Here is a 24393-nt window from a genome sequence, read left to right as displayed (position 1 = left end):
TCCACTGGGGAGGCTTTTGCGTGCTTGTTCTACAAGTCGTAGTCGAAGTCGGCCAGTTGCTTCTGCAGGCGTCGTTCCTCGAGCATGTTGTCGATGGTGCGGCGTTTGCTCAGGTTGGTCTTGGCCGGTTCGGCCTGCGGCTCCACATCGTCGTCCGCACTCTGGAAATCGTCGTCGATTGCCAGCTCTTCTTTATCGGTGCTCATGCGTCACTCCAAGCCAAAGGGCCATTGGCCGTCCTTATAACGGGAATCGCAGAGCGGGTAAAAAAGATTTTTTCAATTGCCTCGAGCAGGTTTCAGCTATTGCCTCAATCGTCGGAGGTCTTGTGCTTGTATTCGCACAGGTCTTCGATCCGGCAACTGCCACAGCGCGGTTTTCGGGCCAGGCAGACGTAACGGCCATGCAGGATCAACCAGTGGTGGGAATCGAGCAGATAGTCCCTGGGCACGAACTTGAGCAGCTTCTTTTCCACCTCCAGCACGGTCTTGCCCGGTGCGATACCCGTGCGGTTGCTGACCCGGAAGATATGCGTGTCGACGGCCATGGTGAGCTGGCGAAAAGCGGTGTTGAGCACCACGTTGGCGGTCTTGCGGCCGACGCCGGGCAGGGCTTCGAGGGCTTCGCGGGTCTGCGGGACTTCGCCGGCATGTTGTTCGACCAGCAGACGGCAGGTCTCGATGACGTTCTTGGCCTTGCTGTTGTACAGGCCGATGGTCTTGATGTACTCGCTCAGGCCGTCGACGCCCAGGGCGTGGATGGCCTGCGGGGTGTTGGCGACCGGGAACAGGCGGGCGGTGGCCTTGTTGACGCCGACATCCGTCGACTGGGCCGAGAGGATCACGGCAATCAGCAGTTCGAAAGGGCTGGTGTAGGCCAGTTCGGTCTTGGGCTCGGGATTGTCTTCATGCAGCCTGCGAAAGATCTCCAGGCGTTTGGCGGCATTCATGGGGTCAACGGGTTCCTTGACGACGTGAGGCGGTATTCGATGGACGCAGGTGATTGTACAGGCCTAGCAGCAGGCCGAGCAGTATCAGCGCGCCGGGCGCCAGCGCGGCGAGGTGCAGGCCGAGACCGTCGGCCAGCAGTTGGCGGCAGATGCCCAGGGCCAGGCAGGCCGCCAGCAAACCAAGCAGTCCGAGCCCCAGGAGGCGATATCGGCCAGGCTGTGCCGGAAGTTGCTCGATGGCCAGGCAGGGCAGGGCCAGCAGCAGTGGGTAGAGGCCAAGCTGTTTGGCCAGGGGCATTGCCCAGGCTTGCAGGCCGAGGTGCAGGCAGGTCACCAAGGCGGCGGCAAGTACAGTGCTCGTCCACAGGCGGGGGGCTTGTTCCAGGTGGCGGCGCAGAGGCGTCATCAACGCCTGGTGCAGGCCCACCAGCAGTATTGTGCAAAGGCTGATCGCAAGCGCCTGGACGATGCTGCTGGTCGCGCCGAGCAATGGCGCCAGGCTGATTGGCAGAAGCCAGAAACGGTTCATGGAGGCGTCTCACCGAGCAATGCGGGGCGATGCTGGTCAAAATAGCGCAGTGCATCCTGGATCGCCTCGATGACCGCCCGCGAGGTTACCGTCGCCCCGGCCAGCTGGTCGAACGCACCCTGGTCACGCTTGATCGCCCAGGCCTGCTCGGGCGTATCGCGCAGTGTCCGGCCGATGAACTGGTCCAGCCAATGGCGCGCCGGGTCGACCAGTTGATCGCCAAGGCCTGGGCTTTCCTGCTGTGCGAGCACGCGCACGCCAATCAGGCGGCCCTGGGGGGCGATGGCGATCACCAGTTCGATGGCTCCGCCATAGCCCTGGACGCTGCTGTGCAGCAGAACAGCGCTGGTGACGCCCGCCAGGCTGGCGCGGTAGCCGGCCAGCAGATGGCTATGGCTCAGCTTGGCCTCTGTCAGGGCCACGGGGGTTTGCAATGGTCGGTTGTCGTAGCTGCCCGGCGGCAGCACCTCGAGCCACTGCTGTTCTTGCCACTGTCGCGAGGCCTCGGCAATCGGCCCGGCGGTGAATCGCTGCCAGGCCAGCGTCGCGGCAATCGCCAGCCCTGCCACCAGTAGCAGCATTGCGGTACTGCGCCAGCGGGCGGTCATGGACAGGCCTGCTGGCGGCGTTCCGCCCAGCGATCCAGGGTTGGGGCGGCGAGGTTCATCAGCAGGACGGCGAACGCCGTGCCATCGGCGAAGCTGCCCCAGGTGCGGATCAGGTAGATCAGCAGGCCGGTGCCGATACCGAACAGCAGGCGGGCCAGCGGCTGCTTGCAGCCAGATACCGGTTCGGTGGCGATGAAGAAGGTGGCCAGCATGGTCGAGCCGGACAACAGGTGCAGCAGTGGCGAGCCGTTGGAGTCGGAGCCTGAGCCATTCCAGCCCAGCAGGCTGGACAGGAACAAGGCGCCGAGCAGGCCGACGGGGGCCTGCCAGCCGAAGACCTTGCGCTGCAGCAGGAACACCCCGCCGAGCAGGAACGCGAGGTTGACCCACTCGGTGCCACGCCCACCCAGGTTGCCGAACGCCGGGTGGCTGGCGAACAGTTCGTCGATGGTCAGGCTGCGGTTGTGGCGCAGGACATCGAGCACCGTGGGGCTGGCCCAGGCGTCGATCCGTTCGCTGGCGCCGAAAGCAAGGTTCAGACTGTCGACGAGCCCGGGGGCCTGGCCGGGCCAGTGGTTCAGCTGCAAAGGGAAGCTCAGCAGGACGAACGCATAGCCGAACATGGCGGGGTTGAACAGGTTGCGCCCGACCCCGCCGAAAGCCTGTTTGCCCAAGCCGATGGCGACGCAGGCCGCCGTCACGGGCAGCCACCAGGGTGCCTGGCTGGGCAGGGCTGCGGCCAGCAGCGCGGCGGTGACCAGCGCACTGCCGTCGCCAAGGGCACAGGCGACCGGCATTCTCCGCCAGCGCAATAGCACAGCCTCGGTGGCCAGCGCCGCACAACTGCTCAACAGCAGGTTGATCAGCACCCCCCAGCCATGCAGCCAGAACAGCACCAGCAGGCCAGGAGCGCAGGCCAGCAGAACCAGCTGCATGGTGCTGCGCAGGCGCGGATCAGTAGTCGGCATGGGTTTGCAGGTCCTCGAGGTGTTGTACAGCGATGGCTTCCGTTGCCGGGGGCAGGGCGATGCGTGGACCCAGGTTCATTGGGTGAAGAGTCCGTTGAGTCCCGAAAACGCCATGGCCATCACGCCTGCCCCGATCAGCTGGATGGGCAGGCCGCGCAGGGCTGCGGGTATCTCGGCATGGCGGCAGCGGGCGTCAAGATCGGCATACAGCACCAAGGCCAGCCAGAATCCCAGCGCGCCGACAATGGCCCACGCCAGAATCCCCCACCCGTCCACGCTGTCGCTGCCAAGCAATAACAGCAAACCTAGCACCACGGCGTTTGCGCTTAGCAAGGGTTGCAGGTCGTGCAGGGGCCAGTCTGGACGAAAGCGTCGGAGCAGGTTTGGCAGTGTCCAGGCCAATGCCGCCAGCAAGGGCAGGAAGATGAACAATTGCAGGTCCTGCAACCCCAAGGGCAGGAGAAATTGCCGGTGCAGCCAGACGCCTGCAGGTAGTGCAACGAGGATCAGCAGGGCCGAACACAGGCCCAATGCATGCAGGCGCGCACGCTCGACCGGCTCGGCCTGCAGGACCAGGTGATTGACCAGCGCGGCGCTGACCAGGATCAGGACGTAGTCACTCATGGCGATGCCGAAAATCGGAGGGTGCCATCATTATCGGGCAGCGGGTGGCAGATGCAACTGCCCCGGCCAATTGGCCGGGGCAGGAGGGCTTACTTGATACGCTGGCCTGGCTTGGCGCCGCTGTCGGGGCTGAGCAGGTAGATCTCTTCACCGCCAGGGCCGGCGGCCATGACCATGCCTTCGGAAACGCCGAAACGCATCTTCCGCGGCTTGAGGTTGGCCACCATCATGGTCAGGCGGCCTTCCAGCTGGGAAGGGTCCGGGTAGGCCGACTTGATGCCCGAGAACACGTTGCGGCGCTCGTCACCGATGTCCAGGGTCAGCTGCAGCAGCTTGTCGGCACCGGGCACGGCTTCGGCCTTGACGATCAGCGCCACGCGCAGGTCGACCGCAGCGAAGGTGTCGAACTCGATCTCGGCCGACAGTGGGTCCTTGGCCAGTTCGCCATTGCCCGCCGGAGCGGCCTTGGCTTCGGCGGCCAGCAGGTCTTCCTTGCTGGCGGCGACCATGGCCTCGACTTTGGCCGGTTCGATGCGGCTCATCAGGGCCTTGAACGGGTTGAGCTGATGGTTTTCCAGGCGCGACAGGTGGTCGTCCCAGGTCAGCGGGGCGATGTTGAGGAACGCCTCGGCGTCCGCTGCCAGCAGCGGCAGCACCGGCTTGAGGAAGATCACCAGATGGCGGAACAGGTTGATGCCCTGGGCGCAGATGGCCTGTACTTCGTCCTGCTTGCCTTCCTGCTTGGCCAGCGACCACGGCGCCTTGTCGGCGATCCAGGCGTTGGCGCGGTCGGCCAGGGCCATGATCTCGCGCATGGCGCGGCCGAAGTCGCGGGCCTCGTAGGCCTCGGCGATCGACGGCGCGGCGGCGAGGAAGGCCTCGGTCAGCTCGGGCGCGGCATCGCCGGCAACCATCACGCCGTCGTTGCCCTTGTGGATGAAGCCGGCGCAGCGACTGGCGATGTTGACCACCTTGCCGACCAGGTCGGAGTTGACCTTCTGCACGAAGTCCTCGAGGTTCAGGTCGAGGTCGTCGACGCCGCGGCCCAGCTTGGCGGCGTAGTAGTAGCGCAGGTATTCCGGCTGCAGGTGGTCGAGGTAGGTGCGCGCCTTGATGAAGGTGCCGCGCGATTTCGACATCTTCGCGCCGTTGACGGTCAGGTAGCCGTGCACGTTGACCGCGGTCGGCTTGCGCAGGCCGGCGCCTTCGAGCATGGCCGGCCAGAACAGGGCGTGGAAGTTGACGATGTCCTTGCCGATGAAGTGGTACAGCTCGGCCTTGGAGCCTTCGTTCCAGAACGCGTCGAAGTCCAGCTCCGGACGGCGGTCGCAGAGGTTCTTGAAGCTGGCCATGTAGCCGATCGGCGCGTCCAGCCAGACATAGAAGTACTTGCCCGGCTCGCCCGGGATCTCGAAGCCGAAGTACGGCGCGTCACGGGAGATGTCCCATTCCTGCAGGCCCGAGTCGAGCCATTCGGCGAGCTTGTTGGCTACCGCGTCCTGCAGGGTGCCGCTGCGGGTCCACTGCTGCAGCATGGCCTGGAAGTCCGGCAGCTTGAAGAAGAAGTGCTGCGAGTCGCGCAGCACCGGGGTGGCGCCGGAGATCGCCGACTTGGGGTTCTTCAGTTCGGTCGGGGCATAGGTGGCGCCGCATTTCTCGCAGTTGTCGCCGTACTGGTCCTCGGCCGCGCACTTGGGGCAGGTGCCCTTGATGAAACGGTCGGCGAGGAACATGCCCTTCTCGGGGTCGAAGTACTGGGTGACCGAACGGGTGGCAATGTGCCCGGCGTCGCGCAGGCGAGTGTAGATCAGGCTCGACAGTGCGCGGTTCTCCTCGCTGTGCGTGGAGTGGTAGTTGTCGAAGTCGACCAGGAAGTCGGCGAAGTCGGCGCTGTGCTCGGCCTGGACGTTGGCGATCAGCTGCTCCGGGGTGATGCCTTCCTTTTCCGCGCGCAGCATGATGGCCGAACCATGGGCGTCGTCGGCGCAGACATAGATGCACTGGTTGCCGCGCAGCTTCTGGAAGCGCACCCACATGTCCGTCTGGATGTACTCCAGCATATGGCCAAGGTGGATCGATCCATTGGCATAGGGCAGGGCGCTGGTGACGAGAATCTGACGTGGCTCGGACATGGTGGCTCGGCTACTTATCTGGCTACGGGGTAAAAATGAGGATGATCGGCCACTATAAAGGGCTGGCGAATTTATTTCACCCCAAGGACGCATCTGCTGACGATTGACGGGTTAGCATAGGCGCCTGTTCCGTATCCAGTTTGCCAATGGGAGCCTCCATGAGTGCCGTCACCCGTGCCGCCGTCGAAGGCGTGCTTCGCCAGTACACCGACCCCTACCTGAACCAGGACCCGGTCAGCGCCGGTTGCGTGCGCGCCATCGACATCCAGGGCGGGCAGGTCAGCGTGCAGTTGCAGCTGGGGTATGCCGCCGGCCTGTTCAAGGGCGGCTGGGAGCAGGTGCTGCAGACCGCGATCGGCAACCTTGATGGCGTTGCCTCGGTCAGCGTGAGCATCGACTGCGTGATCGCCACCCACAAGGCCCAGGCCCAGGTGCCGGCCATGGCCAACGTGAAGAACATCATCGCCGTGGCCTCGGGCAAGGGCGGGGTAGGCAAGTCGACCACCGCGGCCAACCTGGCCCTGGCCCTGGCCCGCGAAGGAGCCCGGGTGGGCATTCTCGATGCCGACATCTATGGCCCGAGCCAGGGGGTGATGTTCGGCATCGCCGAAGGCACCCGCCCGCAGGTGCGCGATCAGAAGTGGTTCGTGCCGATCAAGGCCCATGGCGTCGAGGTCATGTCCATGGCGTTTCTCACCGACGACAACACGCCGATGGTCTGGCGTGGCCCGATGGTCTCGGGGGCGTTGCTGCAACTGGTGACCCAGACCGCCTGGGACGACCTCGACTACCTGGTGATCGACATGCCGCCGGGCACCGGCGACATCCAGCTGACCCTGGCGCAGAAGGTGCCGGTGGCAGGCTCGGTGATCGTCACCACGCCTCAGGACCTGGCGCTGCTGGACGCGAAGAAAGGCGTGGAGATGTTCCGCAAGGTCAACATCCCGGTGTTGGGTGTGGTCGAGAACATGGCCGTGCATATCTGCTCCAACTGCGGCCATGCCGAGCACCTGTTCGGCGAAGGCGGTGGCGAGAAGCTGGCGGCGCAGTACGGCGTCGAGCTGCTGGCTTCGCTGCCGCTGTCGATGCTGATCCGCGAACAGGCCGACAGCGGCAAGCCGACCGCCATCGCCGAACCGGAAAGCCAGATCGCCATGGTCTACCAGGAGCTGGCGCGGCAGGTGGGGGCGCGGATCGTGCTGCAGGAAGCGGCGGCGCCGGCGATGCCGAGCATTACCATCAGCGAAGACTGACGCGTTACCTGTAGGAGCGGCCTTGCGCCGCGAAAGGGGTGCGAAGCGCCCCCAGAATCTGTGTATCAAGCAGATATTGCCGGGTCCGCTCTGCGGCCCTTTCCGGCCGGTCCGACGCCTCGGCAAGGCCGCTCCTACAGGGGCCGGCGAATAGTTTTTGAACAGGCACAAAAAAACCCGCCAATGGCGGGTTTTTTTTGAAAGCGAGGAAGCGAGATCGACTTAGGCGATCTGAACTTCTTCAGCCTGCATGCCTTTCTGGCCGCGGGTAGCGACGAAAGTAACAGCCTGGCCTTCTTTCAGGGTTTTGAAGCCGTCAGCTTGGATGGCTTTGAAGTGCACGAACAGGTCGTCGCCCGACTGAGGGGTGATGAAGCCGTAGCCCTTCTCATCGTTGAACCACTTGACAACACCGGATTGACGGTTGGACATTTTTCTGTCTCCTTGGACAAAGTTGATAACGGTCAGGAAACACCCTGACCGGGACTGAGCGCAAAGAGAGCAGAAAATTCAGCGATGGGCCGATCAGGATCGTGCATCAAACTAGAGATTCTCGGTGTCACGTGCAGCACAGTGGCGCCACCTTAACCCACTTTCCACAACCTGCCAATGGCCAAGAAGCGCTTTGATGAAATTCGGATCGACGGCCTGTACAGGCCCCGTCCGGCGCGGGATAGGGCGAGGAAACTTTAACCCGGGCGTCGGGACCGGTAAGATGCACCTCTCGTTTTTTACCCCGCACTCTTCAGGACACCCCGCCATGAGCATCAAATCGGACAAGTGGATTCGCCGCATGGCGCAGGAACACGGCATGATCGAACCGTTCGTCGAGCGCCAGGTGCGCGGCGAGCAGGACAGCCGGGTCATTTCCTTCGGTGTCTCCAGCTACGGCTACGACGTGCGCTGCGCCGACGAATTCAAGGTTTTCACCAACATCAACTCGGCCACCGTCGATCCGAAGAACTTCGATGCCGGCAGCTTCGTCGACATCAAGAGCGACGTGTGCATCATCCCGCCGAACTCCTTCGCCCTGGCCCGCACCGTCGAGTACTTCCGCATCCCGCGCGACGTGCTGACCATCTGCCTGGGCAAGAGCACCTATGCCCGTTGCGGCATCATCGTCAACGTCACGCCGCTCGAGCCCGAGTGGGAAGGCCATGTGACCCTGGAGTTCTCCAACACCACCACGCTGCCGGCAAAGATCTACGCCAACGAAGGCGTGGCGCAGATGCTGTTCCTGCAGTCCGACGAGGCATGCGAAGTCTCGTACAAGGACCGTGGCGGCAAGTACCAGGGCCAGCGCGGCGTCACCCTGCCACGCACCTGAGCCGACAAAGCGCGGGAATTGTTTCCGCGCCCGGCACTCCAATGAGAAGTCCCGGCGCGCATGCCGTGCGCCGGGCCTCGTCAGGAGCCGCCGATGAAACTCGACCCCGCAATCAGTGCCAAGCTGGCCGTCCTGCAGCCGAACCAGATCGGATTGCTGGCCTGGTCGCTGATGGCCCACCCGCCGATCCACACACCGCTGCCGATGCAGGCCGGTGGCGTGCCGCACCAGCCCGATCCCGACACGCCGCAGCCGCCGGAACCCGGCGAGCACCCGCCGATGGAGCCGGGCGAGCCGACCCTGCCCGACGAGCCGCCTCCCGCCCCAGTGGCCTGATTTTTCTCAGTTGCCCAGCAGGTAGCCGCTGCGGCAAACCTGTTCACCGGCCACATGGGCAACCACCATGCCCGCCGTGGCCATGCGCCGGATGCTGCGCGCATAGAGCAGCCCGGCCTGGGTATTGCGCAGGGGCGTGACCCGGTCGTTGAGCGGGTCGATGACCTCGGCAATCAGTTCACCGGCTTGCAGGTACTGGCCGGGCGCGGCGTGGAACACCAACAGCCCGCCGAGTGGCGTCATGACCGGCTCCACCGCCGCCAGCGGCGTCGCCGGGTGCACCAATGCGGGCATCGGGGCCGGCTGGCCCTCTATGACCCCGGCATGGGTAAGGAAGTCGAGGATCGCCTGGCAGTCCCGGGTCGCCAGGGGGTGGCTGACATCGGCCTGGCCGCGCAGCTCGATGGTCACCGAGAAACTGCCCTGGGGGATCGGGAAGCGTTTGCCGAAGCGCTGCTGCAGCTGCCACCACACCAGGCTGAAACACTCATCGAACGACTGTCCGCCCGAGTCGGTGGCCAGCAGGCTGGCCTGCACGCCCAGATAGCGGGCCAGCGGCTCGACCTGGGGCCATGCCTCCGGGGTGGTGTACAGATGCTCGACGGCCTCGAAGTCGCAATGCAGGTCGAGCACCATATCGGCGTCGCAGGCCAGGCGTTGCAGGGTCAGGCGCTGCGACTGCAGCGGCGTGTGCGCGGGGTGGGCATCCAAACCCCGGCGCAGGTATTCGCGTATCAGCGCCAGGTTGTGCGCCGGATCCTGGGTGAGATGGCCTTCGATCTGGTCGCCGATGCTGTCGGACAGGTCGACGAACCTGCGGTTGAAGTTCTCGCCGCTCTGCAGTTCGAAACGGCCCAGCGGCGCGTCCAGCAGCACCTGCTCCAGGCCCACCGGGTTGGCCACCGGCACCAGGATGATCTCCTTGTGCAACCGGCCCTGCTGCTCCATTTCCCCGAGTCGCTGCTTCAGGTGCCAGGCTACCAGCATGCCCGGCAGCTCGTCGGCGTGCAGCGAGGCCTGGATGTACACCTTGCCGGCGCCACGCGGGCCGAAATGGAAGCTGTGCAACTTGCGGGCGATACCCGGAACAGGGGAGAGCAGGTCATGGGTCGAGTGGTGCATGGTGGTCCTGATGTCAGCGTTTTAGGGCGAAGGCTGGGATCAAGGATAGAAGCATAACTTCGGGAGTGGCGCACTATTCAGATCGCGGAACCGAGGAGCACGGTACAGACACGGACTACCTGAAATGAAGAAATGCTGAACCTTCAGGTGTTGTTTACTGGGGCTTCATCGCAATGCGCAACAGATATGTTGCGTTTGCGGCCTGTTTGCTGCATTTTCTTCTGGTGCACCCATGAAGTACAGCGAGCTACGTCGATGGCTGCGGTCCCAAGGCGCCACCTTCGTTCCTGCCAAAGGCAGCCATTTCAAGGTTTACCTGGGTGATCGACAAACCATCTTCCCCGATCATGGCGCCAAGGAAATGGGTGAAGGGTTGAGGAAGAAGATCCTCAAGGATCTTGGGTTACGCGATTGACCACGCAACGAGGTGACGAAATGAATTTCGATTATCCGGTGAACGTGCACCGTGATGCAGGCAGTGTCTGGATCAGTTGCCCGGATATCCCCGAGATGGCCAGTGCGGGGGATACGCTCGATGAGGCGCTGTTCGATGCGGTGGATGCCCTGGAGTCAGCGCTTTCACTGTACGTAGATCGTCGGGTCGCCATTCCGTTGCCTTCGTCATTGCAATCAGCCGAGGCTGTAGTCAGGTTGCCGGCGTTGACCGCCGCGAAGGCTGCCTTGTGGAACACCATGATTGCCCAGAACGTAACCAAGACGGAAATGGCCCGACGGCTTGGCGTGAACCGGCCTCAGGTGGATCGCCTGGTCGATCTGTTGCATCGCTCCAAGATCGAGCAGGTCGAGCATGCCTTGCATGTGTTGGGGCAGCGCATCGAACTTGCAGTGGTGGCTGCCTGAGGTGGCTCCGGGAGCTTACCTCCCGGCTAAGTTTGTAGTGTGGTCCATCCAGGATTACCCCGGATGAACCGGATAGGACTTATTTCCCAGGCACTAGCGTCAACCGCTGACTACCATATGCCCTTGCAAAATTTTGCGGTTGCAGCGGCAGGCTGCTGAAGCGGCCTTTGAACCAGGCATCGAGCCCGTCGCTGTAGTGGCGGCTGGCCGGGTTGCCGGACTGGCCGTTGCTGGTCAGTACCTGCAGCGGTTCGGCCTGGCCGAAGTCGACGATCATCCGCGCCGAGGCCGGCAGCTGGGTGTCGAAGCCGTTCCCCCAAGCATAAGGGGTCAGGGCCAGGGTGCTGAAGTCGCCGCCCGCCGCCAGGGGCACACGGTCGAGCTTGTCGCCCAGGCCGTGGTAGGCCGGTGCCGGCCAGCGGTACTGGTGCAGCTTGCCCCATTGCCAGGCGCGGCGATCGGTGCCGAGCTGGGCGGTGCCGGTATCCACCGCGGCGGCCAGGCTGCGGGCGAGGATGGTCGGCTTGTCTTCCTTCTGCGGCGTGCCGCGATCATCCCAGAACGGGCTGTCCTCGCGCCCCAGCAGGTGATCGACCTGGGCGGAGTAGGACAGCTGGGCATTGCCGACGAAGGCCTGCCAGGCCGGGCTGGATTCTGGGCCCAGCTCGTCGAGGAAGGTCTGCCGGGTGACCGCCTGCAGGAACAGTTCATACAGCGCGGCATCGGCCGAGACCGGGCTCAGCCGACCATCGAAGGTTTTGAGCCGGGCCAGGGCATCGCGGGCCTTGTCGCGCTGAGCGGCGGGCAGGGCATCGATGGCCTGCTTGAGCGGCTGGGCCATGCCGGGCGCGTCGAACATCTGCTTGAGCTTGTCAGCCAGCAGCGTCACCTGGTCGTTCTGCAGGGCCATCAGGCTACGGCTGTCGTGACGACCGTTGCCGGCCAGCTGGGCCATGCGCTCGGCACGCTCGGGGTAGTACCAGCTGCTCGACAGCTGCATGCCATAGCCCTTGGGCAGGCTGCGCTGGTTGGCGTGGCCGATGAAACCGGCGGGCGGATCCTGGTCGTAGGGGTGCAGCATCGCGTCGGCGTAGCCGTCCCAGTCATAGCGCCCGTCCCAGCCCGGCGAGGGCAGCAGGCCCTGGCCTTCGCGGCGGTTGGGGTAGCGGCCGCTGACCTGCCAGCCGATGTGCTGGGGCTCGGCGAACACGAAGTTCAACGCCGCCGCAGCGACCTCGCGGGTGCTGTCGAAGGCGCGCTCGATGTTCTGTGCGCGGGTCAGGTCGAACAGCGCGTCGAGGCTGCGATCCTCCTTGAGCTGCGGCAGGTGCAGGGCCAGGGCCAGGCTGCCATGGCCCGGCAGCAGGGTGCCGTGGCGGGTGTCGTACATCACCTCGCGCTGCGGGCGCTGGCCGCGGACGAGGAAGGTTTCGTTGCGTGCGCGGGCCTGCTGCCACTTGCCGTCGGCGAGGTAGCTCAACTGGTTGCCCTGGCGGCGTACCTGCTCGAGGAACAGGTCCTGGTTGTCGGCCATCACCGCGCTGCTGCTCCAGGCCAGCTTGCCGTTGTAGCCGGCCAGCACGATCGGCAGGCCCGGCAGCGACAGGCCGGCGACCCGGTACTTGGTGGTATGGATCTGCACCGGGCTCAGTGCCCAGGTGGCGCGGCTGTCGCTGGCCAGCAGGCTCTTGCCGCTGCGGCTGCGCTGGGGCGTCAGGGCCAGGTTGGCCGAGCCGGGGGCGCCCAGCAGGCCGAGGTCGGCCAGTTGCTGGCCGGCGGCGGTGAGTGCGCCGAGCCCTGGTAGCTGGCTGGCCAGGTTCACGCCCTTGAGTTTGTCGATCTCGCCCTCTGCCAGTGGCTCGTCGGGGGCGCCGGGCAGCAGCCAGGCGAGTTTGTCGGCACCGACCTTCTGCGCCAGGGTCAGGGCGGACAGTTCTTCCTGCAGGTTCACTGACTGGCTGAAGGCATAGAGGCTGAAGATCAGCGCCGAGTCTTCGGGTTTCCAGTATTCCGGGCGGTAGTCGCTGCGGGCGAGCTCGCCCGGCAGCTTGTCGCGGTAGCGGAACAGGTAGGCGTTGACCCCGCGGGCGTACACCTCGAAGAAGCGCTTCAGGCGCGGCGAGGCATCGGCGTAAAGCTGGCCGGCGCTCTGCTTGAGGTTGGCGGCGCGCATCAGGCGGTCCATCTCCAGGGCGTCGGCCCCGGCCAGCTCGGCCAGGCGTCCCTGGGCCAGCAGGCGCATGGCGACCATCTGCTCGATGCGATCCCCGGCGTGCAGGTAGCCCAGGCTGAACAGCGCGTCATGGAAGCTGCTGCTTTCGATCAGCGGCGCGCCCATCGCGTTGCGCCGAACCGAGACGTTCTGCGCCAGGCCCTTGAGCGGTTGCACGCCGGTCGTCGGCAGCACACTGTCCTGGTGACCACCCATCTGGCAGCCGCCGAGCGCGAGCAGGCCAAGCAACGCGGCAGCACTGCCGAGGCGGAGAGGGAAGGGCGGAAGGACGGGGGCGGCCATGACTAGGCTCCTGCAGGGCGTGGCGGGGTTCTGAATGGCGCTAAGGTAGTGAGCGCGCAGTCGCCGTGCAAGGTGCCGGGGAGCTTTATTTACCAGTGGTAGTGCTGGTGCGTGCAAATCGCGGGTCAAGCCCGCTCCCGCGACGATTTGCCGGAGAGCGGGCTTGACCCGCGATGGCCTGCTTCGACGTCGATCAGGCGCCGTGGCACTTCTTGAATTTCTTCTCGCTGCCGCACGGGCAAGGGTCGTTGCGGCCGACGTCCTTCAGGGCGTTGCGCACCGGCTCCTGGTGGCCGTGGTTGCAGTGCGGGCCGTGCACATGGCCATGGTCGTGGTCGTGGTGATGGTCGTGACCGTGGTTGCAGTCGGGGCCATGGACATGGGGTTGCTGGGTCATTGCGGGGTTACTCCGGTTGTAGATCGCCGGGGATTATCTCACCCCTTTGCGACAAGTGCAGGTCCCGATGGACGATCAGCCCGGTGGCCAGCTCGCCGCGCAGTTGGTATTGCAGGGGTTGCCCACTCTTGAGCAGCTTCGCCAGGGGCTTGAGGTGCTGCCAGAGGTTGGTGCGCACGGTGATCTTGAAGGTACGCCGAGCCTGGCCGCCGACGCTGCGCCAGAGGCTGGCCTCGTCCTCGGCCAGGAGCAGGTCGCCCAGGCGCACCGAATAGGTCAGATGGCGGATGAACAGGCGGCTGTCGTTTGGGTTGTCGACCCGCAGGTGCAGGACGAACTCCTGCTGGTGCAGACGCATCTTCACCGGCTTTACCTCAAGCAGGTGCAGCTGTGGCTCGCGCCAGGTGTCGTCGCCCCAACTGGCGCAGCCCGCCAGCCAACCCAGCAGCAGGCCGAGTGTGAGCAGGCGGGCCAGGGGGCGCATGTTCAACTACCGAGGTAACTGGCGCAGCATTTCTTGAACTTCTGCCCGCTGGTGCAAGGGCAGGGGTCGTTGCGGCCGGCCTTGAGCGCCACGGTCGGGTCGATGAAGTACCAGCGTCCGGCATGCTGGACGAATGCCGAGCGCTCGCGGTGCTGGTGGTCGCCTTCCAGGTCGTGCCAGCGCGCGGTGAAGGTGACGAAGGCGTGCTCGGGTTGCCCGCCCAGTACCTCGGCGCTTTCCACCTCCAGACCCAGCCAGGTGCTCTGCGCGCTCCAGGCTGCCATGGCGGCGCGATCCAGCTCGGCCTGCTGGGCCGGCAGGGTGGTATCGACCAGGTAGTCCACCAGGCCCAGCACGTAGGCGCTGTAGCGCGAACGCATCAGGGCCTGGGCATCCGGCGCCGGAGTGCCGCTGTGATAATGCCCGCAGCAGGCGTCGAGCAGGTTGCCGCTGCCGCAGGGGCAGATCGAGACACTCATCCGGTCACCACCAGTACTTGCCGAAGTTTTCAGGGTTGGCCCAGAACTTCGCATTGAGCCAGTCCGGGACCTGCTTGTAGTCATGCAGATCATAGGTGAACAGGCTCAACACCTGTTCGTCACGCTGGAATTTCTCGCTGGCCGAGAGTGCCAGCGAATAGAAGTCGGTGTCCTGCCAGCCGCAGGCGTTCAGATCCGCCAGCACTGCGACGCGGCTGGCGTTGAGGTTGCGGATGCCGCCCAGCAGCTCCAGGCCGGTGCGCTTGGGCAGGTGCTCCAGGCAGTCGACCAATACCGCCAGGTCGAAGCGTCGGGCCGCCTGTTCGGCGGGGAGCGGACCGGGTGCGGCGACCTCGATCCGGGTCTCGGGATGTGCGGCAGCGAAGGCTTCCAGAGCTGGGAAGCGACTGCCCACCAGCAGCAGCTGGCGCGGGGTGAAGCGATCGAGCAGGGCGGCCAGGGCCTGCTGCGGCGTGCGTTGTGAGAAAACCTCGGTCATTGCCATTCCTCGTTCAGGTCGCTCAAGACTAGCGGTCCTGGGCGATCGGGCAAAGAGGCGCGTCGCCACGTCGGGGCTTATTGCTGGCAGAGCGGTAATCGCCGGTCTTTACTCCCAGGGCATCGGTAATGCACCGATTCCCCCTAGGAGAAGCAACAAGATGAGCATAGTACGCACAGCGATACCCCTGGTTCTGCTCACCAGTGTGTTGACTGGTTGTGCAGGTTTGCAGAAAACCGACTGGCCGAAGTGCGCTGCCGTCGGGGGCGTGGGCGGCGCGGCCCTGGGCGCGATCGAGAGCTCCAGCTGGGCTGGCTGGGGCGCATTGCTCGGTGGTGGCCTGGCGGCCGGCTATTGCTGGGCCCACGGCGATGGCGACGAAGACGGCGATGGTGTGCCGGACAGCCGCGACAAGTGCCCTGGCACTCCGCGTGGCGTGCAGGTCGATGCCAACGGTTGCCCGCCTGAGCCGGCGCCGGTGGTCGAGGAAGTGGTGGTGCAGAAGGAAGAGGTCATCGTCATTCGTGACGTTCACTTCGAGTTCAACTCGGCAAGCCTGACTCTCAAAGACAAAGATCGCCTGGATAAAGTGGCCAGTCGTCTGAAGCAGGAAGCGCCGAGCGCTCGTCTGAGCGTGACAGGTCATACCGACAGCGTCGGCTCCGATAGTTACAACCAGAAGCTTTCCGAGCGTCGTGCCCAGTCGGTGACCAACTACTTGGTCGAAAGCGGCGTGCCGCGAGCCAGCTTCATTTCGGTGGGGGGCTCGGGTGAGACCCAGCCGGTCGCTGACAATGCCACGGCCGATGGCCGGGCGATGAACCGCCGCACCGAGATCAAGATCCAGCGTTGAGTGCCGTATGCCCGCGCCTTGAGAAGTGACGCGGGCGCGTCTTTACTCCTGTGTGACCGGTAGCGGCCGGTGACACAGGAGCAATCACCATGCGTGTTTTGTCGAAAGCGGCACTGCCGTTGGTGGTGGCGACGAGCCTGCTTACAGGCTGCGCCACCCACAGCGATGGCAGCGCGCCCCTCAATCAAAGGACCTGGCCTATCTGCAGCCTGCTTGGCGGACTGGTCGGCGGCGGCCTGGGCGCCATCGAGAGTTCCGCCTGGGCGGCCGGCGCTGGTGCTGCCGGAGCCATTGCCGGTGGCCTGATCTGCTATGCCCAGGATGGCGACGAGGATGGCGATGGCGTGTTCGACCGCCGCGACCGCTGCCCGGACACCCCGGCAGGCACCCAGGTCAATCACATGGGCTGCCCGTTGCCGCAGTATCCGGCGTCGGCACCTCAACCGGAGCCGGCGGCAACCCCGGAGGTGATCACGCTCGATGACCAGGGCCAGGTGCTGTTCGCCTTCGACTCCGCCGAGCTGACCCAGGGCGCTCAGCAGCGCCTGCAAGGTTTGCTGCCCAAGCTCAACGACCCCGGCGTGGCCAGTGTCAAGGTCATCGGTTTCACCGACAGCGTGGGCTCGGACAGCTATAACCAGCGCTTGTCCGAGCGTCGTGCCAATGGTGTTGCCGAGTACTTGATCAGCCAGGGACTGGCGCTGAACAAGGTGACCAGCCAGGGGCGTGGCGAGAGTGAGCCGGTGGCTGACAACGACACCGATGAGGGTCGCTCGCGCAACCGACGGGTGGAGCTGCACCTGAACTGAACCCCTCTGGCGCATGCCCTGGCAGTAGGGTTACTGTTGCCGGCGCGGCCCGCTCGAACGGGCCGCGCCGACATAACAACAATCCATGGGGGCCGGACATGAAGTTCATCCTGGGCCTGGGCAAGGCTCTGACGGTGGCGTTCTGGGGCGTGGTGCTGTTCAACCTGTTCATGCCACAGCCGTTGCCGCTCAATCTGCTGATCAATGCCGCGGGTATCGTCCTGCTGTCGCTGCATGCGCTGGAGGTGCTGTTCTTCAATGGCAGCCTGCGCGGGCGCAGCCATCGCTGGTTCGACCGCCTGCAGATCCTGCTGACCGGTATCTTCCACGTCATGTCCATCCCCCGTCCGCAGGAGGCGTCGAGCCATGCGTAAACTGATGTTGCTGGCCGCACTGGCCAGCCCCCTGGTCCAGGCCGAAAGCCTGGAGGTCGCCGCCCATTCGATGCTGCGTCTGCCCAACAAGGCGGCCAGCGTGTACCTGGAGCAGTTGCGGGTGGCCGACTCGGCGACGCTGTTGCTGCCGGCCACGCTTACCGAACTGAAGATCGACCGGCTCGAATTGGGGCGCGATGCGCGGATCGCCATTGCGCCGGCCGAGCGGGACCTGAGCATCGAGGCTTTGAGTGCCTACCTGGGCGAGGGCAGCGAATTCAGCGCGCCTGGGGCGCCCGGGACCTATGAGCGCGCGGCGCGGCCGGGGCGTAACCTGGATCTGCGGTTGCAGGCGCTGGAGGCGGATCGGCTGTCGATCGATGCCCGGGGCGGGGCGGGGGCGCCTGGGTATGTTGGGCTTGATGGGGCCAATGGCAAGCCTGGGGGTTGTACCTGGGGGCAGGCCAGCCGGGGGGCCAATGGTGATGATGGTGGTAATGGGCATGATGGGGCTTCCGGTGGGCGGGTTCGTCTGGCGGTGCCTGAAGGGTTTGCGCAGGAGCGGATTGTGGTGAGGCTTGATGGTGGTGCGCCGGGCAAGGCGGGGGCTGCTGGGAAGGCTGGTTTGGGTGGGGCCAGTAAGGGGTGTCTGGTCTATCGGACTGATGCTGGGGGTAATGGGCGGCCTGGGCAGGCCGGGCAGCCTGGGTTGGCTGGGGGGGCGGGGGAGTTGATTCTTCAGCGGCTTTGAATTTTTTGGATTAGTGTTGTTTGGTTGTTTGGTTGTTTTAGTTGGTGTTGAGAGTTGTATGCGCATTCATTTGTGATGTCGACGCTTATTCACCTTTCCGCCCTTACGTGAACTGACCCCCGAAAGTTGGACACCTGATTCCAACCGGAGGGTGTTCCATGACGAAATACAATCTAGCGCTCAAGCAAGCACTCATCGAAGAGTGCCTTTCTGCACGGAGTGTTCATGAGGTAGCACTGAAGCATAGCCTGAGTCCATCGTTGCTACGCCGTTGGATAAAGGGCTATGAGCAACACGGCGCAGCAGGTCTGACTACCAAGTACAGCCACTACGACGCCCAGTTCAAGTTGAAGGTTTTGCAGTGCATCGAGCAAGACGGACTGTCAGCCCAGCAAGCCTGCATACAGTTCGATATCCGTGGCCCGAGTAGCATCAGGCAGTGGAAAAGGCTGTACGATGAAGGCGGACTAGAAGCACTTCACCCGCATCGTGCCCGAGAATCCCGAATGCCCCGCAAAGCATCAAAACAACCCAGCATAAGTCCGGCTACCCCTGCAGATACCGAGCTGACACCTGAGCAGATGCTCGAAGAGCTGGAATATCTGCGTGCGGAGAATGCCTATCTAAAAAAGCTCGATGCCTTGATCCAAGCGGATCCCCGCACTGCGCAATCAAGAAAGCGCAGGCCGTCCAAGGATTGAGGCATGAGCATCGACTGGCTTTGCTTTTACGCGCGGCAGGGCTGGCGCGCAGCACCTTCTATTACCAAAGCAAAGCGTTGGTGACCGACAAGCATGCGGCCCTCAAAGAGCGCATCAATAGCCTCTATCACAAGCACAAGGGGCGGTACGGCTATCGCCGCATCACCGCAGTACTTGAGCGCCATGGCGAGGTGATCAATCACAAGAAGGTGCAGCGGTTGATGCAGATGATGGATCTAAAATCGCTGGTAAAAGTGAAGAAATATCGCTCCTACCGAGGTTCCGAAGGGCTTGTTGCATCTGATCTGCTCAAGCGTGAATTCAAGGCGGAAGCCCCTAATCAGAAATGGGTAACCGATGTAACAGAGTTCAAGGTGAAAGGGCAGAAGCTGTATCTTTCACCTGTGATGGACCTGTACAACGGCGAAATTCTTGCCTATCAGATCAATCCGCGCCCTGAGTTCAAGATGGTCTCGACGATGTTGGAGCAAGCTTTCGAGCGGCTGAACCCAGATGACAAACCGATATTGCACTCCGATCAAGGTTGGCAATACCGACAGCCTGCTTATCGACATATGCTGGGCGGAAAGGAAATCCAGCAGAGCATGTCGCGTAAGGGCAACTGCCTGGACAATGCCGCGATGGAAAGCTTTTTCGGTACACTCAAGAGCGAGTTTTTCTATCTGGAATCGTTTGACAGTGTTGAGCAACTGGCATCAGGGCTAGAGGACTACATCGCCTACTACAATCAAGAACGTATAAGTCTAAGACTGAATGGCTTGAGCCCGGTACAATTTCGGACTCAAGCGCTGAACCCATAGCGTACCCCGTCCAACTTTCGGGGGTCAGTTCAACGGCGGGTAACTTTTTGAAGGATCAAAAAGTCACCAAAAAATCCTCGCTCCATTCATACGGCCCTCCGCTTCGCTCCGGGTTCCCTCACTCCGGCCTTGCTCCCGGGAGGACCGCGCTGTAGGGCCCATCCTGGGCCCCAGCGCTTGACGGGCATCCATGCCCGTCACCTCCCTCCGCAAGACCTCCGTTCGGCCTCCTGAAGTCGCGAAGTTACGAGCGGCGCCTGGGCTGGCGCAGCTGTCGCTAGTTTAAATCTAATTAATCTCTCGATTGCATCGCGGGGCAAGCCCGCTCCTACACGACAGTCGTCGTTATATATAACCCTGTAGGAGCGGGCTTGCCCCGCGAACGGGTCGGAACAGCCAATATATAACTAACTGTCAACCAACTAACTTTGCATCTCTTGCTCTTGCTCTTGCTCTTGCTCTTGCTCTTGCTTCTAAGCGCGCAATAGTCCGGGCAACACCAATTGCGACTTCAGGAGGCCGAGCGGAGTTCTTGCGGAGGGAGGTGACGGCCATGGATGGCCGTCAAGCGCTGCGCCCCAGGATGGGGCGTTCAGCGCGGTCCTCCCGGGAGCAAACAAAGGCGTGAGGGAATCCCGCCACGAGCGGGACGGATGAACGGAGCGGAACGGTTTTGCCTACTTTTCCCTAGAGAAAAGTAGGTCGCCGTTGAACTGACCCCCGAAAGTTGGACACCTGATTCCAACCGGAGGGTGTTCCATGACGAAATACAATCTAGCGCTCAAGCAAGCACTCATCGAGGAGTGCCTTTCTGCACGGAGTGTTCATGAGGTGGCACTGAAGCATAGCCTGAGTCCGTCGCTGCTACGCCGTTGGATCAAAGGCTATGAGCAACACGGTGCAGCAGGTCTGACTACCAAGTACAGCCACTACGACGCCCAGTTCAAGTTGAAGGTTTTGCAGTGCATCGAGCAAGACGGACTGTCAGCCCAGCAAGCCTGCATACAGTTCGATATCCGTGGCCCGAGTAGCATCAGGCAGTGGAAAAGGCTGTACGATGAAGGCGGACTAGAAGCACTTCACCCGCATCGTGCCCGAGAATCCCGAATGCCCCGCAAAGCATCAAAACAACCCAGCATAAGTCCGGCTACCCCTGCAGATACCGAGCTGACACCTGAGCAGATGCTCGAAGAGCTGGAATATCTGCGTGCGGAGAATGCCTATCTAAAAAAGCTCGATGCCTTGATCCAAGCGGATCCCCGCACTGCGCAATCAAGAAAGCGCAGGCCGTCCAAGGATTGAGGCATGAGCATCGACTGGCTTTGCTTTTACGCGCGGCAGGGCTGGCGCGCAGCACCTTCTATTACCAAAGCAAAGCGTTGGTGACCGACAAGCATGCGGCCCTCAAAGAGCGCATCAATAGCCTCTATCACAAGCACAAGGGGCGGTACGGCTATCGCCGCATCACCGCAGTACTTGAGCGCCATGGCGAGGTGATCAATCACAAGAAGGTGCAGCGGTTGATGCAGATGATGGATCTAAAATCGCTGGTAAAAGTGAAGAAATATCGCTCCTACCGAGGTTCCGAAGGGCTTGTTGCATCTGATCTGCTCAAGCGTGAATTCAAGGCGGAAGCCCCTAATCAGAAATGGGTAACCGATGTAACAGAGTTCAAGGTGAAAGGGCAGAAGCTGTATCTTTCACCTGTGATGGACCTGTACAACGGCGAAATTCTTGCCTATCAGATCAATCCGCGCCCTGAGTTCAAGATGGTCTCGACGATGTTGGAGCAAGCTTTCGAGCGGCTGAACCCAGATGACAAACCGATATTGCACTCCGATCAAGGTTGGCAATACCGACAGCCTGCTTATCGACATATGCTGGGCGGAAAGGAAATCCAGCAGAGCATGTCGCGTAAGGGCAACTGCCTGGACAATGCCGCGATGGAAAGCTTTTTCGGTACACTCAAGAGCGAGTTTTTCTATCTGGAATCGTTTGACAGTGTTGAGCAACTGGCATCAGGGCTAGAGGACTACATCGCCTACTACAATCAAGAACGTATAAGTCTAAGACTGAATGGCTTGAGCCCGGTACAATTTCGGACTCAAGCGCTGAACCCATAGCGTACCCCGTCCAACTTTCGGGGGTCAGTTCACGTAAAGGCGAAAAGGTGACTAAATGTCGACATCACCTACGAATGCGCATACAAAAACCAAAACAATCACCAAGGAACCAGAACCCGAACCCCCTCAAACCCAAACCCGCGAACTGGCCACCCCCACCACCAACACCCCAATCAACAAATTAACCCCCACCAACCGCCGAATCCGCCCCAGCACCCCAGCCCCCGAAGCCCAATCCCCAGCCTCCACCGCCGTCCGCAGTTCAGGCAGCAACAAAGACTGAACCCGCATGAACAACGCAAACATGACAATCCCCCCGCCAATCATCACCTGCACGTAACGAGGCGCGGTCTCGAACCCGGCAAACCGCAGGTGAATCATCCCGACCCCACTGACAGCCAACACCGCCACCGCCAGCCAGACCCATCTGAAGAATCGCTGGAAAACCTCCACCCACAACCGCAGCCGCGCAGGCCCCTCAAGCGCGGCAACCGTTGCCGGTCGCAGCACCAGCCAGGCGAAGAACATCCCCCCGACCCAGACAAGGGCGGCCAGGACATGCAAGGTGTAGGGCAGGGCAAAGGCAAGCATCCGGATCTCCATGCGGCACAAAGGGCAATAGCGGGGTATGATAGCCGGCCCATGCGAAACACTGAAAATATATCCAGCCCTCCGGGCGCCTGCAGACCATGATCAGCAACGAACTCAAAGCTACCATCCAGGGCGCCTACTCGCGTTTCCTCGAAGCCAAAAGCCTCAAGCCACGCTACGGTCAGCGCCTGATGATCGCCGAAGTGGCCAAGGTGCTCGGCGACATCGCCTGCGACGACGACGGCCGCCGTGCCGGCGAGCCCGCGGTGGTGGCCGTCGAGGCCGGCACCGGTACCGGCAAGACCGTCGCCTACAGCCTGGCCGCGATCCCCGCGGCCAAGGCCGCCGGCAAGCGCCTGGTGATCGCCACCGCGACCGTGGCCCTGCAGGAGCAGATCGTCTTCAAGGACCTGCCCGACCTGATGCGCAACAGCGGGCTGAACTTCAGCTTCGCCCTGGCCAAGGGCCGCGGCCGCTACCTGTGCCTGTCCAAGCTCGATGTCCTACTGCAGGAAGGCCATGCCCAGTCGGCCACTGCCCAGCTGTTCGAGGAAGAAGGCTTTCGCATCGAGGTCGACGAGCGCAGCCAGAAGCTGTTCAACAGCATGATCGAGAAGCTCGCCGGCAACCGCTGGGACGGCGACCGCGACAGCTGGTCCGAAACCATCGAGGACCAGGACTGGGCCCGCCTGACCACCGACCATGGCCAGTGCACCGGCCGGCATTGCCCGAACTTCCAGCAGTGCGTGTTCTACAAGGCCCGTGAAGGCATGGGCAAGGTCGACGTGATCGTCACCAACCACGACATGGTCCTGGCCGACCTGGCCCTGGGCGGTGGCGCCGTGCTGCCCGACCCGCGCGACACCATGTACGTGTTCGACGAAGGCCACCACCTGCCCGACAAGGCCATCGGCCACTTCGCCCACTATTCGCGCCTGCGCTCCACCGCCGACTGGCTGGAGCAGACCGCCAAGAACCTGACCAAGCTGCTGGCCCAGCATCCGTTGCCGGGCGACCTTGGCAAGTACATCGAGCAGGTCCCGGAGCTGGCGCGGGAAGTCCGCACCCAGCAGCAGTTCATGTTCACCCTCTGCGAGCAGGTGGCGGATTTCCGCGCCGGAGAGGACATGGAAGGCCGTGACCGCCCGCGCTACCGTTTCGAAGGCGGGGTGGTGCCTGAGCAGATCCGCGAAGTCGGCATCGAGCTCAAGAAAGGCTTCGCCCGCCTCAACGACCTGTTCACCCGCCTGGCCGACCTGCTCAAGGAAGGCATGGACGGCGAGAACAACATCGGTATCGCCAGCCACCAGGCCGAGGAGTGGTACCCGCTGTTCGGCAGCCTGGTGACCCGCGCCCAGGGCAACTGGGAGCTGTGGACCGCGTTCACTGCCGAAGACCCGGAAGACAACCCGCCCATGGCCCGCTGGCTGACCCTGGCCGAAAGCGGCGCGCTGTTCGACATCGAGGTCAACGCCAGCCCTATCCTGGCCGCCGAGATGCTGCGCAAGAGCCTGTGGAACGTCGCTTATGGTGCCCTGGTGACCTCGGCGACGCTTACCGCCCTGGGCAAGTTCGACCGCTTCCGCATGCGTTCGGGCCTGCCCCGCGACGCAGTGCAGTGCGTGGTGCCCAGCCCGTTCGTGCATGGCGACGCTGGCCTGCTGCGGGTGCCCGACCTCGGCGCCGACCCGCGGGACGCCACGGCGCACACCGCGGCGATCATTCGCGAGTTGCCGGGTATCGTCGAGGACGCGCGTGGCGCACTGGTGCTGTTCTCCTCGCGCAAGCAGATGCAGGACGTGTTCGACGGCCTGGACCGCGACTGGCGCAAGCTGGTGCTGATCCAGGGCAACCTGTCCAAGCAGGAGACCCTGAACAAGCACAAGGCGCGGGTCGATGACGGCCAGCACAGCGTGCTGTTCGGCCTGGCCAGTTTCGCCGAGGGTGTCGACCTGCCGGGCGCCTACTGCGAGCACGTGGTGATCGCCAAGATCCCCTTCGCCGTGCCGGACGATCCGGTCGAGGCCGCGTTGGCCGAATGGATCGAGGCCCGTGGCGGCAACCCGTTCATGGAAATTGCCGTGCCCGATGCCTCGCTGCGCCTGATCCAGGCCTGCGGGCGCCTGCTGCGCACCGAGCAGGACCGTGGCGTCATCACCTTGCTCGACCGCCGTCTGGTCACGCAACGCTACGGCAAGGCTATCCTCAATGCGCTGCCACCTTTCCGACGGGAAATCGGCTGAGCGCCGGAGCAAGACGCACAACCCGTTGTCCATTACTCGATTGC

At 63.3% G+C, this 24393-nt stretch carries 27 protein-coding genes; 12 read left to right on the top strand and 15 right to left on the bottom strand.

Going from position 1 to position 24393, the window contains the following annotated elements; genetic code table 11:
- Positions 1–29: 29 nt before the first annotated feature.
- From K2O50_RS20650 to metG, 7 genes are all read right to left on the bottom strand, one after another.
- Entirely contained in the window at positions 30–206 is a 177-nt protein-coding gene (locus K2O50_RS20650) for a PA3496 family putative envelope integrity protein (protein WP_050704028.1), read from the bottom strand.
- Positions 207–310: 104 nt separating this feature from the next.
- A complete protein-coding gene (gene nth / locus K2O50_RS20645) occupies positions 311–949 on the bottom strand; it encodes an endonuclease III (protein ID WP_050704029.1) in 639 nt (212 codons plus the stop codon).
- Between the two features lie 4 nt (positions 950–953).
- Entirely contained in the window at positions 954–1478 is a 525-nt protein-coding gene (locus tag K2O50_RS20640; protein ID WP_050704030.1) for an Rnf-Nqr domain containing protein, read from the bottom strand.
- Positions 1475–2086 (bottom strand): RnfABCDGE type electron transport complex subunit G, encoded by a 612-nt coding sequence (locus tag K2O50_RS20635; protein WP_220689935.1) that lies wholly within the window; start codon positions 2084–2086, stop codon positions 1475–1477. Before K2O50_RS20635 ends, K2O50_RS20640 begins: the two co-directional genes overlap by 4 nt.
- Positions 2083–3054, bottom strand: a complete 972-nt coding sequence (locus K2O50_RS20630) for an RnfABCDGE type electron transport complex subunit D (protein WP_050704032.1) — start codon at positions 3052–3054, stop codon at positions 2083–2085. The genes K2O50_RS20635 and K2O50_RS20630 overlap by 4 nt, the downstream gene beginning before the upstream one ends.
- A 75-nt stretch (positions 3055–3129) precedes the next feature.
- Positions 3130–3678, bottom strand: a complete 549-nt coding sequence (locus K2O50_RS20625) for an Rnf-Nqr domain containing protein (RefSeq protein ID WP_050704033.1) — start codon at positions 3676–3678, stop codon at positions 3130–3132.
- A gap of 89 nt (positions 3679–3767) precedes the next feature.
- Entirely contained in the window at positions 3768–5810 is a 2043-nt protein-coding gene (metG, locus tag K2O50_RS20620; protein ID WP_050704034.1) for a methionine--tRNA ligase, read from the bottom strand.
- 158 nt (positions 5811–5968) lie between these two features.
- Here metG and apbC point away from each other — a divergent pair, with 158 nt between their 5' ends.
- The gene (gene apbC, locus K2O50_RS20615) at positions 5969–7063 is read left to right on the top strand and encodes an iron-sulfur cluster carrier protein ApbC (RefSeq protein WP_050704035.1); all 1095 of its coding nucleotides are present in this window, start codon (positions 5969–5971) and stop codon (positions 7061–7063) included.
- Positions 7064–7285: 222 nt separating this feature from the next.
- On the opposite strand, the gene K2O50_RS20610 is transcribed toward apbC, so the two are convergent.
- Positions 7286–7495: a cold-shock protein gene (locus tag K2O50_RS20610; RefSeq protein ID WP_003254922.1), complete on the bottom strand. Its 210-nt coding sequence runs from the start codon at positions 7493–7495 to the stop codon at positions 7286–7288.
- A 328-nt stretch (positions 7496–7823) separates the two neighbouring features.
- Between K2O50_RS20610 and dcd the strand changes: the two genes are divergently transcribed.
- Together dcd and K2O50_RS20600 are read left to right on the top strand one after the other, a co-directional pair.
- The gene (gene dcd / locus K2O50_RS20605; protein ID WP_050704036.1) at positions 7824–8390 is read left to right on the top strand and encodes a dCTP deaminase; all 567 of its coding nucleotides are present in this window, start codon (positions 7824–7826) and stop codon (positions 8388–8390) included.
- A 93-nt stretch (positions 8391–8483) separates the two neighbouring features.
- On the top strand, positions 8484–8726 hold the full coding sequence (locus K2O50_RS20600) for a hypothetical protein (protein WP_050704037.1): 243 nt from the start codon (positions 8484–8486) through the stop codon (positions 8724–8726).
- A gap of 6 nt (positions 8727–8732) precedes the next feature.
- Here the strand turns inward: K2O50_RS20600 and K2O50_RS20595 are convergent, their stop codons facing one another.
- On the bottom strand, positions 8733–9848 hold the full coding sequence (locus K2O50_RS20595) for a succinylglutamate desuccinylase/aspartoacylase family protein (protein ID WP_050704038.1): 1116 nt from the start codon (positions 9846–9848) through the stop codon (positions 8733–8735).
- 232 nt (positions 9849–10080) lie between these two features.
- Between K2O50_RS20595 and K2O50_RS20590 the strand changes: the two genes are divergently transcribed.
- On the top strand, positions 10081–10263 hold the full coding sequence (locus K2O50_RS20590; protein ID WP_050704039.1) for a type II toxin-antitoxin system HicA family toxin: 183 nt from the start codon (positions 10081–10083) through the stop codon (positions 10261–10263).
- Positions 10264–10283: 20 nt separating this feature from the next.
- Positions 10284–10709, top strand: coding sequence for a type II toxin-antitoxin system HicB family antitoxin (locus tag K2O50_RS20585; RefSeq protein ID WP_050704040.1), 426 nt, complete (start codon positions 10284–10286; stop codon positions 10707–10709).
- Between the two features lie 79 nt (positions 10710–10788).
- On the opposite strand, the gene K2O50_RS20580 is transcribed toward K2O50_RS20585, so the two are convergent.
- From K2O50_RS20580 to K2O50_RS20560, 5 genes are all read right to left on the bottom strand, one after another.
- Positions 10789–13224, bottom strand: a complete 2436-nt coding sequence (locus K2O50_RS20580; protein ID WP_050704041.1) for a penicillin acylase family protein — start codon at positions 13222–13224, stop codon at positions 10789–10791.
- Between the two features lie 193 nt (positions 13225–13417).
- On the bottom strand, positions 13418–13621 hold the full coding sequence (locus K2O50_RS20575) for an SEC-C metal-binding domain-containing protein (protein ID WP_012313055.1): 204 nt from the start codon (positions 13619–13621) through the stop codon (positions 13418–13420).
- Positions 13622–13628: 7 nt separating this feature from the next.
- Positions 13629–14105, bottom strand: a complete 477-nt coding sequence (locus K2O50_RS20570; RefSeq protein ID WP_050704042.1) for an LEA type 2 family protein — start codon at positions 14103–14105, stop codon at positions 13629–13631.
- Between the two features lie 2 nt (positions 14106–14107).
- Positions 14108–14584 (bottom strand): YchJ family protein, encoded by a 477-nt coding sequence (locus K2O50_RS20565; protein WP_050704043.1) that lies wholly within the window; start codon positions 14582–14584, stop codon positions 14108–14110.
- Positions 14585–14588: 4 nt separating this feature from the next.
- Positions 14589–15083, bottom strand: a complete 495-nt coding sequence (locus K2O50_RS20560) for a DUF6231 family protein (protein WP_028690059.1) — start codon at positions 15081–15083, stop codon at positions 14589–14591.
- A 160-nt stretch (positions 15084–15243) separates the two neighbouring features.
- On the opposite strand from K2O50_RS20560, the gene K2O50_RS20555 reads away from it, so the two are divergent.
- From K2O50_RS20555 to K2O50_RS20530, 6 genes are all read left to right on the top strand, one after another.
- Positions 15244–15936: an OmpA family protein gene (locus K2O50_RS20555; protein WP_050704044.1), complete on the top strand. Its 693-nt coding sequence runs from the start codon at positions 15244–15246 to the stop codon at positions 15934–15936.
- 89 nt (positions 15937–16025) lie between these two features.
- The gene (locus K2O50_RS20550) at positions 16026–16745 is read left to right on the top strand and encodes an OmpA family protein (protein WP_050704045.1); all 720 of its coding nucleotides are present in this window, start codon (positions 16026–16028) and stop codon (positions 16743–16745) included.
- 98 nt (positions 16746–16843) lie between these two features.
- Positions 16844–17119: a DUF1145 domain-containing protein gene (locus K2O50_RS20545; protein ID WP_050704046.1), complete on the top strand. Its 276-nt coding sequence runs from the start codon at positions 16844–16846 to the stop codon at positions 17117–17119.
- A complete protein-coding gene (locus tag K2O50_RS20540; protein WP_220689934.1) occupies positions 17112–17870 on the top strand; it encodes a collagen-like protein in 759 nt (252 codons plus the stop codon). Before K2O50_RS20545 ends, K2O50_RS20540 begins: the two co-directional genes overlap by 8 nt.
- Positions 17871–18028: 158 nt before the next feature.
- Positions 18029–19392, top strand: a protein-coding gene (locus K2O50_RS20535) for an IS3 family transposase (RefSeq protein ID WP_220689933.1) whose coding sequence is annotated in 2 segments (ribosomal slippage) — positions 18029–18514 and positions 18517–19392 — 1362 coding nt in all. Because the reading frame shifts where the segments join, the coding sequence is not laid out codon by codon here.
- 759 nt (positions 19393–20151) lie between these two features.
- A protein-coding gene (locus K2O50_RS20530) for an IS3 family transposase (protein ID WP_220689933.1) occupies positions 20152–21515 on the top strand; the annotation gives its coding sequence in 2 pieces (ribosomal slippage) (positions 20152–20637 and positions 20640–21515; 1362 coding nt in all).
- A gap of 126 nt (positions 21516–21641) precedes the next feature.
- On the opposite strand, the gene K2O50_RS20525 is transcribed toward K2O50_RS20530, so the two are convergent.
- A complete protein-coding gene (locus K2O50_RS20525) occupies positions 21642–22106 on the bottom strand; it encodes a CopD family protein (protein ID WP_186716121.1) in 465 nt (154 codons plus the stop codon).
- Positions 22107–22204: 98 nt separating this feature from the next.
- Here K2O50_RS20525 and dinG point away from each other — a divergent pair, with 98 nt between their 5' ends.
- Positions 22205–24349 carry an ATP-dependent DNA helicase DinG gene (dinG, locus tag K2O50_RS20520; protein ID WP_050704221.1) on the top strand — a complete coding sequence of 715 codons (2145 nt, stop codon included), beginning with the start codon at positions 22205–22207 and terminating at the stop codon, positions 24347–24349.
- Positions 24350–24393 lie beyond the last annotated feature (44 nt).

The organism is Pseudomonas sp. 2hn, from assembly GCF_019646095.1.
In the GTDB taxonomy this organism is placed as follows: domain Bacteria; phylum Pseudomonadota; class Gammaproteobacteria; order Pseudomonadales; family Pseudomonadaceae; genus Aquipseudomonas; species Aquipseudomonas peradeniyensis.
Note: the sequence above shows the minus strand (reverse complement) of the source record. Positions and strands in the feature narration are given on the sequence as shown.

Bases quoted from the DNA above. Each gene is read 5' to 3' on its own strand.
- K2O50_RS20650 (WP_050704028.1), bottom strand. From the start codon at position 206: ATGAGCACCGATAAAGAAGAGCTGGCAATCGACGACGATTTCCAGAGT.
- nth (WP_050704029.1), bottom strand. From the start codon at position 949: ATGAATGCCGCCAAACGCCTGGAGATCTTTCGCAGGCTGCATGAAGAC.
- K2O50_RS20640 (WP_050704030.1), bottom strand. From the start codon at position 1,478: ATGAACCGTTTCTGGCTTCTGCCAATCAGCCTGGCGCCATTGCTCGGC.
- K2O50_RS20635 (WP_220689935.1), bottom strand. From the start codon at position 2,086: ATGACCGCCCGCTGGCGCAGTACCGCAATGCTGCTACTGGTGGCAGGG.
- K2O50_RS20630 (WP_050704032.1), bottom strand. From the start codon at position 3,054: ATGCCGACTACTGATCCGCGCCTGCGCAGCACCATGCAGCTGGTTCTG.
- K2O50_RS20625 (WP_050704033.1), bottom strand. From the start codon at position 3,678: ATGAGTGACTACGTCCTGATCCTGGTCAGCGCCGCGCTGGTCAATCAC.
- metG (WP_050704034.1), bottom strand. From the start codon at position 5,810: ATGTCCGAGCCACGTCAGATTCTCGTCACCAGCGCCCTGCCCTATGCC.
- apbC (WP_050704035.1), top strand. From the start codon at position 5,969: ATGAGTGCCGTCACCCGTGCCGCCGTCGAAGGCGTGCTTCGCCAGTAC.
- K2O50_RS20610 (WP_003254922.1), bottom strand. From the start codon at position 7,495: ATGTCCAACCGTCAATCCGGTGTTGTCAAGTGGTTCAACGATGAGAAG.
- dcd (WP_050704036.1), top strand. From the start codon at position 7,824: ATGAGCATCAAATCGGACAAGTGGATTCGCCGCATGGCGCAGGAACAC.
- K2O50_RS20600 (WP_050704037.1), top strand. From the start codon at position 8,484: ATGAAACTCGACCCCGCAATCAGTGCCAAGCTGGCCGTCCTGCAGCCG.
- K2O50_RS20595 (WP_050704038.1), bottom strand. From the start codon at position 9,848: ATGCACCACTCGACCCATGACCTGCTCTCCCCTGTTCCGGGTATCGCC.
- K2O50_RS20590 (WP_050704039.1), top strand. From the start codon at position 10,081: ATGAAGTACAGCGAGCTACGTCGATGGCTGCGGTCCCAAGGCGCCACC.
- K2O50_RS20585 (WP_050704040.1), top strand. From the start codon at position 10,284: ATGAATTTCGATTATCCGGTGAACGTGCACCGTGATGCAGGCAGTGTC.
- K2O50_RS20580 (WP_050704041.1), bottom strand. From the start codon at position 13,224: ATGGCCGCCCCCGTCCTTCCGCCCTTCCCTCTCCGCCTCGGCAGTGCT.
- K2O50_RS20575 (WP_012313055.1), bottom strand. From the start codon at position 13,621: ATGACCCAGCAACCCCATGTCCATGGCCCCGACTGCAACCACGGTCAC.
- K2O50_RS20570 (WP_050704042.1), bottom strand. From the start codon at position 14,105: ATGCGCCCCCTGGCCCGCCTGCTCACACTCGGCCTGCTGCTGGGTTGG.
- K2O50_RS20565 (WP_050704043.1), bottom strand. From the start codon at position 14,584: ATGAGTGTCTCGATCTGCCCCTGCGGCAGCGGCAACCTGCTCGACGCC.
- K2O50_RS20560 (WP_028690059.1), bottom strand. From the start codon at position 15,083: ATGACCGAGGTTTTCTCACAACGCACGCCGCAGCAGGCCCTGGCCGCC.
- K2O50_RS20555 (WP_050704044.1), top strand. From the start codon at position 15,244: ATGAGCATAGTACGCACAGCGATACCCCTGGTTCTGCTCACCAGTGTG.
- K2O50_RS20550 (WP_050704045.1), top strand. From the start codon at position 16,026: ATGCGTGTTTTGTCGAAAGCGGCACTGCCGTTGGTGGTGGCGACGAGC.
- K2O50_RS20545 (WP_050704046.1), top strand. From the start codon at position 16,844: ATGAAGTTCATCCTGGGCCTGGGCAAGGCTCTGACGGTGGCGTTCTGG.
- K2O50_RS20540 (WP_220689934.1), top strand. From the start codon at position 17,112: ATGCGTAAACTGATGTTGCTGGCCGCACTGGCCAGCCCCCTGGTCCAG.
- K2O50_RS20525 (WP_186716121.1), bottom strand. From the start codon at position 22,106: ATGCTTGCCTTTGCCCTGCCCTACACCTTGCATGTCCTGGCCGCCCTT.
- dinG (WP_050704221.1), top strand. From the start codon at position 22,205: ATGATCAGCAACGAACTCAAAGCTACCATCCAGGGCGCCTACTCGCGT.